Origin of the sequence: Pedobacter ginsenosidimutans (assembly GCF_001442625.1) — a bacterium.
In the GTDB taxonomy this organism is placed as follows: domain Bacteria; phylum Bacteroidota; class Bacteroidia; order Sphingobacteriales; family Sphingobacteriaceae; genus Pedobacter; species Pedobacter ginsenosidimutans.
Map to the genome: position 1 here is coordinate 1 of NZ_LMZQ01000058.1, position 12,151 is coordinate 12,151.

The 12,151-nt window shown below is 41.2% G+C and carries 6 protein-coding genes; all 6 read right to left on the minus strand.

What is annotated here, in order from left to right:
- On the minus strand, positions 1-243 hold a 243-nt coding region (locus ASU31_RS26065), incomplete at its 3' end, for a DUF4959 domain-containing protein (protein ID WP_157258317.1).
- Between the two features lie 32 nt (positions 244-275).
- Entirely contained in the window at positions 276-2,171 is a 1,896-nt protein-coding gene (locus ASU31_RS26070; protein WP_057935173.1) for a RagB/SusD family nutrient uptake outer membrane protein, read from the minus strand.
- Between the two features lie 2 nt (positions 2,172-2,173).
- Complete coding sequence (locus tag ASU31_RS26075) at positions 2,174-5,410, minus strand: SusC/RagA family TonB-linked outer membrane protein (protein ID WP_245224619.1); 3,237 nt, start codon at positions 5,408-5,410, stop codon at positions 2,174-2,176.
- 725 nt (positions 5,411-6,135) lie between these two features.
- Positions 6,136-7,023 (minus strand): helix-turn-helix domain-containing protein, encoded by an 888-nt coding sequence (locus ASU31_RS26085; RefSeq protein WP_057935175.1) that lies wholly within the window; start codon positions 7,021-7,023, stop codon positions 6,136-6,138.
- A gap of 347 nt (positions 7,024-7,370) precedes the next feature.
- Positions 7,371-11,474, minus strand: coding sequence for a hybrid sensor histidine kinase/response regulator (locus ASU31_RS26090; protein ID WP_057935176.1), 4,104 nt, complete (start codon positions 11,472-11,474; stop codon positions 7,371-7,373).
- 251 nt (positions 11,475-11,725) lie between these two features.
- The gene (locus ASU31_RS26095) at positions 11,726-12,076 is read right to left on the minus strand and encodes an L-rhamnose mutarotase (protein WP_057935177.1); all 351 of its coding nucleotides are present in this window, start codon (positions 12,074-12,076) and stop codon (positions 11,726-11,728) included.
- Positions 12,077-12,151 lie beyond the last annotated feature (75 nt).

Here is a 12,151-nt window from a genome sequence, read left to right on the forward strand (position 1 = left end):
TGCTTTAACGCTGATTACCTTACCGTATTTATTTGTATATTCTGCCACCACATACATCAGGTCTGCATCTGAGGGCAGATTATAGGAAACCTTAACTGCGCCTGCCATGCGTTCCGAAACGGGATTTGAAATCGGAGGCGGTGCTACTGTATCTTTTTCCAAAGGTGCCAGTATATCTTCTTTGCAGCCAAGTATCATCACACAAAAAAGTGTGGCCAATACATACCATTTATTATTTTTCATCACATTCAATTATTAAATTATCCTATAATTAATTACCAACCAGGGTTTTGAACCAGATTGGGGTTGACAATCGTATTGTATTCTTTTATTGGCCACAAATAATCACGGGGCGCTACAAACTTCTGGTTGAAGAGCAGTTTTGGCCTATAATACCCAGTAGCATCGGTCTGCTCAATGTCCCATCCATAAACTGGAGTATTGAGCGTTGCTGAAGCTTCTTTCCACCGTCTTAGATCCCAGAACCTACTCCCTTCGAATGCCATTTCAATTCCACGTTCCTGATGGATTATCTGTCTTAGCCCTGCCTGATCTTTATATTTGCCAGGGTTATTGGAATAAGTATCCCAGGATAGCTGAACGGTTTGCAGACCTGCTCTTTCCCTAACCAGGTTGAGGTATTGATAAACCGGTTCCGAAGGGCCGTTTGCCTCGTTCAATGCTTCGGCATACAACAGATACAGATCGGCTAAACGCATCAAAGGCCAAGGATATTCTTCCTGGGTATAACTCAGACCATCCTGTATCACAAACTTCCAGTTGACGAGCTTTTTGGTAAAGTATCCTGTAATTGAATAGCCAAATGCTGCACGCCTTGATTGCCCCTGCCCTGATTTAGCCTGTACCGGCCAGGTTTTATTCTGCATATACCATAAAGAGCCGTCGAAGGCCAAATCTGCGTAAAACCGGGGTTCTCTGTCGAAATGTAGTGCAGAGGTGGTGTAGCCATCCTGCAGATAATCCCCATTTAAAGAAGAGGCAGTTTTTAGACTGTATCTGTCAGAAAAGTTCCAATTTTTATCCTCCGCAATAGGCACTCCGTTTTTGGTATAAAACAGTTCGGCCATGCGTATTGTCGGCGCCAGTTGTCCCAATAAACTCTCATTGCCCGATCTAGCAGCATCGAGCCTTGGTATCGACTGAAGCTGTATCCCCGATCCTGTTCCATTTGTAAAACCCCAGATCAATTCCTGGTTCCAAGGCTCACAGACACTGTTTCTAATATCCATCTCCTTCTTGAGCTTATCGGATATGCTGGTTAATGCAGAATTGAATTTATACAAACGGATCCCTGCAAGCTCACAAAGATCAATGGCCTGTTTACAGGCATCCGCAGCTTTTTTCCATTTCGCGACACTATAAGTTGAGTTTACCAGCGCTGTCCCATCAGCGTTCTTTAATCCGTTATAATCCGAATTTCCATTAAACTGCGGACTTGCGGCCAATGTTAATACCCTTGCTTTTATGGATATGGCAATCGGGCGGGTAATGTGACCTAGTTCAGAAGAGCGGTTTTGAATGGTAATGGGCAACTTGGCAGCAGCGGTATCCATTAATCCTGCGATATAGTCAAATACCTTATCAACCGGCTCACGTTTTATCCTTACCTCCTCGGTTGTTGCGGTAATGGGCAGGTTTTTATCGATGATTGGAATCGGCCCATACATCCTGAGCAAATAAAAATGATAGTAAGCTTTCAAAAACTGCACCTCGCCTGTCCATATATTTTTTTGTGATGGATCCAGGTCTGGCACTTTGTCTACATTATCAAGGAAAATATTGCAGTCACGCAATGCTTTGTAGATGGCTTTACCATCCTGCTCACCGTCCCAGTAATTGAGCAAAGGCGATGTAAGGGACTGATTGCCCCTGGCGATCTGCTGAGGGTAAGACGGGAGCCGGCTTAGCGAAGTAATAGGCCAATAAGTCCAGAACTCATCACTGGCCAGCATTGCCGGATTCTGACTGACATTGCTTTCCTGGGGCAGGTAAGAGTAACAGGTAAACAGGTATTTTTCAGCTTCATTCCGATTGGTGAATGCGTTTTCTATTGTTGCGATATTATCCGGAACGATATCCAGATAATCTTTTTTGCAGGAGATTATCAAGGTTAAGATAACTGCTGCCAAAAATATGCTTGTCTTTTTCATAATTAAAATCCTATTTGTATACCCACATTATAAACTCTCTGTACCGGGTAACCTAAGCCGTTGCCACCCATTTCAATGTCCCATAACTTAAAACCACTAAGAATCAATAAGTTAGTTCCGCTCACATAAAAGCGTGCATTGCTTAGCTTAACCCTGTTGATTATTTTTTTTGGGATTGAATAACCTACTTCAGCGGATTTCAACCGTAAAAATGAACCGTTGCGCATAAACCAGGTATTTGTCTGTACGTTGTTATTGTTCTGACTGTCGCTCAACCGGGGCCAAAGCGCATAGAGGTTCTGGTTGTCTTCAGACCAATGATCGTCTGCATAGGCTTTGATCAATGCATTTTGTGTCCCCCCCAATGATTCACCGGGATAGTTGTAAGGAACAAATGGTGCTGTGGCCCTGGTGTCGATCCAGAATGAGGAACGGGCAGACCCCTGGAAAAACACCGACAGATCAAAGTTTTTATATCCTGAAGAGAAGCCAAAACCGTAAATGATCTCCGGAACGGTAGGCAGGCCGATAGGTACCCGGTCGAGGTTGGTAATCTGACCATCTCCGTTTACATCCCGGTATTTGATATCGCCCGCTGCATATTCGCCGAAGGTCTGTTTTGGAGAATTGGCCACATCATATTGATCGATAAATAACCGTTCTGCAATTAAGCCATAATTCTGATTAAGCGACTGCCCGATCCTGGAAAGATAACTTTCTTTGTACTGAGGTTCCTCAAACTGTAAAAATTCACTGTGTGCATAGGTGAAGTTCCCATGCAGACGCAGCCATAAAGATGTATTGAAATTTTTGTTATAATCGGCTGAGATATCTATTCCATTCGCTTTAGCCTTTCCTGTATTAGCTTTGATGGCTGCCGCAAGCCCCATTGTACTTGGGATAGCGGCACGTTCCATTAGAATATTATCCCTGGTTTCAGAGAAAAGATCAACCTGCAAATTGAAATCGTTAAACAGGGTCAGCTCTGTACCAAAATTGAATTTCTTTGCCCTTTCCCATGTAATAAAAGCATTATCGTAACGATTGACAGTTATTCCCGGCCTATAATAGGCAAATTGTTCACCAAACCTGGCACCCTTGCCTCCATCGGACAAGTTAACTTCTGAAAGATAAAAGAAACGGTCTTCCGGTGATCCGATAGCATCATTCCCAACAATTCCATAGGTTGCTTTTAACCTTAGTTTACTGACGATAGTGCTGATCGGTTTCCAGAATTTCTCATTGGATACCTGCCATCCAAGCCCTATCGCGGGAAAAAAACCATACCTTTCAGTTTTGAAAAAACGCTCAGATCCATTATAGCCAAAGCTGAGTTCGGCGAGGTAACGGTTGTTATAGCCATAAGTAAAACGTCCAGACACCCCCTGATTACGGTACGGCAAAGATTTTTGCAGAGTACCGCTGTTTGCAAAGAGCTGTTGCCTTCTTTGATATACCAGTAGGGCCGTTATATCATTTACTTTCGAAATCTGCTTCACATAATTTACCGCAGCCTCCATGTAGGTTGTCGTATTGATATCCTTTGCACCTTCGTTGTAATTCAGGTATTCGGTCGCCGAACCCTCATTCAGCAGGGTTAAACCATAAGTATCCTGCAGGCTATTGTAGCCACTGGCCGAATAATAAAAAGGGTTGTAATTCCGGCTGACATCGAAATAAGAATACCGGGAGGTATTGAACATGCCCCTCGCCGAAAGGCCCTGCGTGATGAATGACAGATCCTGTTTCACCTCAAACTGTGCGTTCATCAGCGATCTTGAGTAATCGCGGTAACCTTTCACCAGATCTGCATAAGGATTGATCAGCAGTCCGTTACTTGAATTTCCGAATAAAATGTGGTTTGTTTTTGGCATTTGGCCTGCCGGATAATATGCAGGGAACAAAACGGGATTGCTCCTCATAATTTTGGTATACAACCCGCTTCCACCATCTATCGGCCCTGTATAGTCATCAAAACTTCCGGCTAAACGCACAATGACTTCTGTGGTTTTCGTCATATTGATATTGATGTTCGAGCGTAACTGATAGGATTTAAGGCTGATATTGCTGTTAAAGTTATTACGTTCATCAACTTTAAGAAGACCGTTGTCATTGTTGTAGGTACCTGCTATGTAATAACGGGCTACCTTACCGCCACCATTGGTACTAAAATTCATACGCTGATTGTTCGTACGGTTTTTAAGTAACATTGTCCGCCAGTCATTTGAAGGGTAAATATTAGGATTGGCACCCAATGCGGTCTGATCGATCTTGTTTTGGGCATATGGAAGTATGCCTAAGGGATTGCGGGTAACAACAGCCTCATTTGCAAGTTTCATATAGGTTATGGGATCTGCAAACTCCAGGTTTCTTGTATTTTCAGATGTAGAATTTTCAAACCTGACCTGGATTTTTGCTTTCCCTTCCTCACCTGTTTTTGTCACAATCAGGATGACACCATTTGCGCCCCTAGCGCCATAAAGGGAAGTAGCTGTAGCGTCTTTCATGATGGAAAAACTGGCAATGTCATCTGGCTGCATTCTGGCCAGATCGGTTGAGGTAACCTCAATTCCGTCTATTAGTATAAGCGGGTCTTTTTTATACCCAAAAGTTGTTACCCCGCGGATAAAGAAGGATGCATTGTCCTGTCCAGGCTCTCCACTGCGCTGATAGGCAATAACTCCCGCCAGTTTACCTGCCAATGCAGTCGTAAGGTTACTGGATGGAACTTTGAGGTCTTTTGGGTTGATGGTGGTAATCGCACTGATCATGCTGGACTTCTTTTGCGTACCAAAAGCGACTACGGCTACCTCATCAAGATCATTCAGGGACTCCATCACTACATTTATTGTACTTTCGCCCTTAATTTCCACTTCTTTGGTCTTATATCCGACCATACTGAAAACCAGGGTACCATTTGCGGGAACCTTTAGGCTAAATTTCCCATCGTTATCTGCCTGTACCCCTATTTTGGCAAATTTCAGCGTAACGGTTGCACCTGGAAGCGGTCCCTGAGCATCTTTTATGGTTCCTTTGACTACAATCTCATCCCGTAAAAAATAAATATCGAAAAAGGGAGTGTGACCGGTAGTTTTGGAGCGGGCGGTCTCTGGACTGGATAAGCCCAAAATCAAAAAAGGTATGCAGAACAGATTGACTCTGGTTCTCTTCTTCGATCCCAGAAAAGGCGTTGTTCGTCGCTTCATAGCAACATACTTCATTAAAGCATTCACGTTCATTTAGTTTATATTTGGTTAATCGGTTGGTTTTTTAATAAGTGGAATACGCCAAATAGCCTGTTCAATGCCCAACTACCAGCAGTATTCTTTAAACTGGGAATGATCGGTAAAATTCCTTTCCCAAGGGCCCGACAGCTGATTGCAAGATGAAACGGCGCGCCTATTCTTTCCTTGATCACTTTAAATTCCCCATCTAATACTCCTGTGGTTGCATTTACCTGCTTACCAGTGCTGAAAGCGCTATAAACCATAATTTTGTCTTAAGCAGAACCTTTAATTCGTTATAGTCGCTTTTCATTTGAAGTGCCTAAAAAAGAGTCAAAGCAGTTCCTTATACCCCGACATACAGGGTTCAAACAGAAAAACGAAATGGTTGTAATGGCCTACCTTAAGTTGCAGACGGGGCTGGTAATAGTTTTCTCATAATTGTCGCGTTAGTTGGTACTTTTATATCCATCTGGCTGACCATGACCTTCATCAGATCACTCAAAAATCCGCAGTGGGTATTAAAAAATTAATTGTGTAATGGCAAAACCTGTTGCCTTTAATATTTGGTTATACATCCATAACAGCCGGTTAATGATGTGATCAAATATAAAATCTAATCAGGCGATATGATTTATTGTAAACAGACTTCTTTTTATACTTTTCCGATTTTTGATGTGCTGTTCAATGAAAATTAAATGATGTTCAGCATGAAATTGATGTGCATTAATCCCATGGGATCAATCAATAAAATTCAATGTCTTATTCTGCGTTTTGTAAGCGCCTGGTGTTAGTCCGGTAAGCTTCTTAAAAACCCTGGAGAAATAATGGACATTTTCAAATCCAGTTAATTCGGCAATTTCATCTTGTTGTTTTTTACTGGTAATAATGAGGTACTGGGCCCGTTCTATTCTTTTTTGCAAGATATAGTTCACGGGGCTTTGACCTGTGTAGCGGTGAAAGAGCCTTGAAAAATAATCTGTATTTAAATTTGCCCGGTCCGCAAGATGACTTACTTTAAGCGGTGTCCGCAGATTGATCTGTATATAACCAATGGCATCCATCACTGCAGAGGGCTTGGCAATAATCTTGTCTTTATGAAATATTTCCGGTTTTAAGAATCTGGATATCAACTGAAAAATAATCCCCTGTGTTTCATATTGCACAGCAATACTCTGAAGGTTATTCAGCTCGGTGTATTCCTTGTAATAAATATCTTTTTCATACACCATTGGATCGTTGGACCTGTTGATCCCTCTGCCCGGATTAATAGCGATGAGTCGCTTAAAATTGGCGATATCGTTAGTGTTTGCCTCAATCTGCAGACTTTCCATGCAATTGGAAAACAGCGATATCCCGTCTGCCGAATCTTCAAAGAACTGAACAAAATACTGGCTTAAAAAGTGTTCGCAATAGAGGTTACAGAGCGTAAAACTGGGAATGAGGTAGAGATTACCGGGAATTAGGCTAAGTGAACCGTTCGGACCGGATATTACACCTTCGCCTTCATCGATATAATACAGTCTATAATACGGGCTGATTACATTTCTGAAGTTCCACTTATTTCCGAGTTTTACGTAGTCGACGTTCAGCAGCCGAAAAGAATGCCTGATGAGCCGTTTATTCATTGTCATATTGCCTTCTTTAATTATTGATAATTTGATAATCGGTTTTTAATAATTTCTGCCATCCACTCATTATCGCGGATTTGCTGTCAGAAAGTATAATCATACCAACCTTTAAAAGCAGGAGTCCCGTGATAGAAAGGAAACGACAGTTCAATGATCAGTATTGATAATGTTCACTAAATTCAGCCTATTTCAAACTAGAAAGGGGGGGCTAACAGGTAAAATTGGAGGGGCAAACGGAGGGGGTGTCTTTTGGATTGACAAATAAGGGACAATATGCGTCAGACTTGGCTAACCTTACCGTTGAAAAAAAGTTAATATAGGGAGAGCGGCTTAACAGTGTACCGTTATATTTTTTTACGCTTAAGATCCTGGTTGACTGAAACGGTCTTTGAAAAGACTCTTCTATATTTTTTGATGTATTCCGAGGGGTTCATCAGGAATACTTTTTTGAATTGTTCTCTAAAGTATTTTATATCATTCATTCCAACGCTGTACATGGTTTGCCTAATGGTATTTTCGGTGCTAATAAAAATTTCGGCGGCTTTGCGCAAACGTATGAAACGTATGAAACTATTGGATGAATGTCCGGAAATGGATTTGATCCGTTTATATAGATTCTCTCTGGACATTCCCAATTCTTCGGCTAATGTTTTGATATTAAAATCAGGGTCATCAATATGCCGCTCAACAATACTGATACAGTTCTTTAAAAAGTCTTTATATTCTGCGGATATTTTTAAGCTGTTGGGATTCAGCGTGATTTCACTATAAAAATAGTTCTGCAGGCTGTTTTTGCTTCTGAGGATACCCGCGATCCTGGCCATTAACAGATTCTTATCGAATGGCTTACTGATGAAATCATCCGCACCGCTTTCAATACCTTTTAATTTGACTTCTTCAGAAGTATTCGCGGTGAGTAGTACGATGGGAATATGGCAGATAGATTCGTCTTCTTTTACTTTCTGGCAAAGTTCAATCCCCCCGATCCCATTCATCATTACATCACTGATTACCACATCAGGTAGAAGCTCACGTATAATCGATAAGCCACTTTCTCCATTCCAGGCCTGTAGAATGTGATATTCCTTAGCAAAAATTTGACGGAGGTAACTGGCAATCTCTTCATTATCATCGATAATAAGAATAGATTTTCTTTCTTCGGAAACAAAATCGTTAAGCAACAGTTCATCATGCTGCTCAACGGCAATTTCCAGTCCATGCTGATCAAGCGCTTTAAAAAATCCCGGATCTTGCTCGACATCGGTATCAATCGTAGAAGAACTGATATAATTTCCGCCTTTTAAGATCTGGACATGGAAGGTTGTTCCGGAATGTGCATCACTAAGGCAGTTTATCTTTCCCCCATGCAGTTCTACAAAGGTTTTAACCAAATAAAGTCCTATTCCAAAACCACCTCCAAACGACCTGTTTTTTGCAGGTTCCTGATAAAATCTGTTAAAAATCTTTTCCTGTGCTTCAGGGCTGATGCCACATCCCGAATCTTTCACCTCTATAGTAACATCAGCATCATTTTCCTTTATGTCTATCCCTATCTTTCCACCCTCTGGCGTAAACTTAAAGGCATTTGAGAGTAAATTAAAGATCACAATCTCAAGCTTTTCCCTATCGGCAATAATTTGAATGGCCGCTGAAGAGCTATGAAAGGAATAATCGATCCTATTTGATTTTGCCTGATGATCAAAACATAGATAAACCTCTTTCACCAGTTCAACAATATTAACTCCTGATGTTTTTAAGGTATCTCCCTGCGCATCCACCTTACTGTAGCGTAGCAATTGATCGACAAGGCCTAACAGACGCTTAGCATTCCTGTAGATAATATTCATGTTGCGGGTATCCAGGTACCTGCCATCCTGATGGAGAAGATCCTTTACGGGGTTGATGATCAGTGTGAGGGGAGTTCTGAATTCATGCGAAATGTTTGTAAAGAATGTCGATCTCTTTTCATTGAGCTCCTTTTCCTTTTCACTTTCGAGATGGGCAATCTTTATCTCATATCTCAGTTTTTCCTGTTTTCTCCGGTAAGAAATATAAATCCCGGCCCCTAGAAGAATCAGCATAGTATAAATCACATAAGCCCACCATGTCAGATACCATGGAGATCTGATCCTTATAATCAAAGTTGTTGCTTCGTTGTTCCAGGCCCTGTCACTGTTGGTCGCCTTTACTTCAAAACGATAGACTCCGGGGTTCAGATTTGTATAAGTAGCATTACGCTGATTGCCTACCTCATTCCATTTTTTATCGAAGCCCACTAACCGGTAAGCATATTCTATTTTCATCGGATCGGCATAATTTAGTGCAACAAATTCCAACGAAAAAACACTTTGATCATACTCAAGGACAATTTCTTTTGCAGTATTGATGTTTTCCTTTAAGGGACCTGTTTGCTTTGGCAGCACGGATTTGCTAAATACCATAAAATCGGTAATATAAACTTTGGGACTGCCCTCATTTAAGGTAACCTGTTTAGGGTGAAAAGCAATATAACCTTTGCTTCCGGCAACAAAAATAGAATCGCCGTTACGCCCAAGAATAGCATTTACCGAAAACCCGTCAGCCTCATCAAAATTCCTAACCTTACTGGTCGCTGGAACCAAGCTGGATATACCGTTCTCGGTTATCAGCCAAATGGTTCCCTGGCTATCTTCAATGATATCTTTGAAGATATTACTGGAAAAGCCTTCCCTTTTCGAATAGCCCTGAAACTGCTTTGTGCGTGGATTGTACATATTTAATCCATCAGGAGTACAGATCCAAATATTCTTTTTAGTGTCAAGGAAAATTTTATTTATAACATTGCTGCTTAATCCATTATCAGTCGTGACCTGCGTGAAGCTACCAGTTTTTCTATCGAATATATTTACCCCTCCACCATAAGTCCCTACCCAAATCCTACCATCAGAAGCTTTGCAGAGCACATAAGCGTGATTATTATTTATTGAAAGCCCATTTTGAGGCTGGTTATAGAAATGCTGGTATTTGTTTTTATTCCGGTCAAAAATCTTTATTCCTGCATCAGTCGCCAGAACATATACGCCTTTATCAAGCTCTAAAATACTCCTGAAAACATCTTCGTTAAATAGATTACCGATTGAAGAGTGATGATAGTGGTGGGTGAAGACAGCTTTACGCTCATCGTAGCTATCAAAACCGTTCTCTGTTAATATCCAGAGAATCCCATTGGTGTCGAAATAAAGGTCACTTATGTTATTACTTGTAAGACTGTTAGCTGCTTGGCTCTTTGTAAACAGCTGTGTTTTTCCAGATTTTCTTTCAACTTTAAAAAGGCCATTATCAGTGCCGAACCAAATTGATGAATCTCCTACAAGCATACTGCTGATACCCCTGTTTCCAAACGGCAGTGGCTTAATTTTTAAATTATAACGCTGATGATCTATTTTGTACAGTCCGTTTACTGCATTTATCCACACGATACCGTTCACGTCTTTATACGACTCACCGTTGGCATAGTTTTTTATGCTACCGATCTTTTCCCACTTTTTTGACAGTATACCATAGCGATAAAAACCGTTGCTACCCCCAATGAGCAGCGATCTGTCATCCAAGGGCATAATACTGAAGACGGAATATGTTTCATTTTCCGGATGCTGAATCTTAGAGAATTTACTGCTTTTTACGTCGAAACTAAAAAGACCGTTCCAATAGGTTCCAACCCATATACTTCCATTTGAAGCGTAACTGAGGGACCAAATGTCATTTGGATTTTTCTCTCCATTGACGTGATATTGACGGAAGCTGGTAAAGAGCCTGCTTTTTTTATCAAATTTGTTAAGCCCCCCGCTCCAATTCCCCAGCCATAAATTGTTGCCGTCATCCTGGATGATCGCGTTAACAGATTTGCCTACCATACTGCCTGGTCTTGTGGGATGTGGCTTATAAATGCGAAATTGTTGCCGATCGGGTATATACTGATTAAATCCATCATCGGTACCAATCCAAACGGTTTCTTCCCTATCACACAAAATAGACCATACCTTATTATTGCTTAAAGAGCCTGGCTTTTTTTCGTTGTGGAAAAATCTTTTGAAAGTTTCAGAAAGCGGATCGAACAGATTGAGCCCGTCCATTGTTGCCACCCATATCCGGCCCTGACGGTCCAAACAGAGTGCGTTGATATAATTGTTTGTAATGGAGGTGCTATCACCTATTTTCTTTGAAAACACCTTAAAATTAAAGCCATCGAAACGGCACAGACCATTTTCGGTTCCAACCCATATAAACCCCTTTTTATCCTGGAGTGTAGCAGTAGTGCTCTTTGAGGGAAGCCCATCGGCTATCGTATAGTTTTTGGTAGTTAACCATCGTTTGCTGACGGATTCGTCATTTATAGACTGGGCAAAAGCAGCATGAAAGCTAATTATGATCAGACAAAATGAAAAAAACATTCTGATGGCAATCATCATAATATACTTGGTTTGGTGGGTAAACTTAGTACATTAAAGGCGGATATCATACAGGGCGATAAAAATTCACGTGTCTAAGATTATCTAAACGGGCTCATTTTTGTAATCAGACCAAGATGTCTTTTGATCCCATTTAAGATTTCTCATTTCAAAAGCTACACCAGCATAAGGTGCAGTACACCATCAAGAAGGTCTTTTTCTAGCGGTTAGCGGGAAGAGTCATAGCGCTGCTTTCATTAATGGCTGGTCGTTTACTTAATTTGTTTTGCGCAATCCAATTCGAATATTTTTTCCATAAGTACCCACTTCACTCCTTCGTCGGCAAAGGGCAAAGGTTGCTGAAACTTCCACATGAGTTTTTCCCATTGCTGGACCTTTTCATTTTTCTCATCCATCTGCGCCTTATGTGAGAAACTGAACTTTTCGGTGGTTTCCATCGACATAAATAGCCGATTTGAAACCCTATAGATTTCCATTTTTAAAATTCCGGAATCAATAATGCTAGCCGTTATTTCCGGCCAGCCATGTTTATGGTAGTCTTCGTATTCGGCAATGAGCGCAGCGTCATCAATCAGATCAAGCGCAAGGGCGTATTTTTTCATATTTAAAGGTGTATTTGAAAGTAATTTGGCTTGCAATTGAGACGCTGATGGGCAGAATAGATTTTTCTAAACCTT

What these genes read in the sequence shown, in the direction of transcription:
- ASU31_RS26085 (WP_057935175.1), bottom strand. Translation starts at nt 7,023, where the DNA reads ATGAATAAACGGCTCATCAGGCATTCTTTTCGGCTGCTGAACGTCGAC.
- ASU31_RS26095 (WP_057935177.1), bottom strand. Translation starts at nt 12,076, where the DNA reads ATGAAAAAATACGCCCTTGCGCTTGATCTGATTGATGACGCTGCGCTC.
- ASU31_RS26075 (WP_245224619.1), bottom strand. Translation starts at nt 5,410, where the DNA reads ATGAACGTGAATGCTTTAATGAAGTATGTTGCTATGAAGCGACGAACA.
- ASU31_RS26070 (WP_057935173.1), bottom strand. Translation starts at nt 2,171, where the DNA reads ATGAAAAAGACAAGCATATTTTTGGCAGCAGTTATCTTAACCTTGATA.
- ASU31_RS26090 (WP_057935176.1), bottom strand. Translation starts at nt 11,474, where the DNA reads ATGATGATTGCCATCAGAATGTTTTTTTCATTTTGTCTGATCATAATT.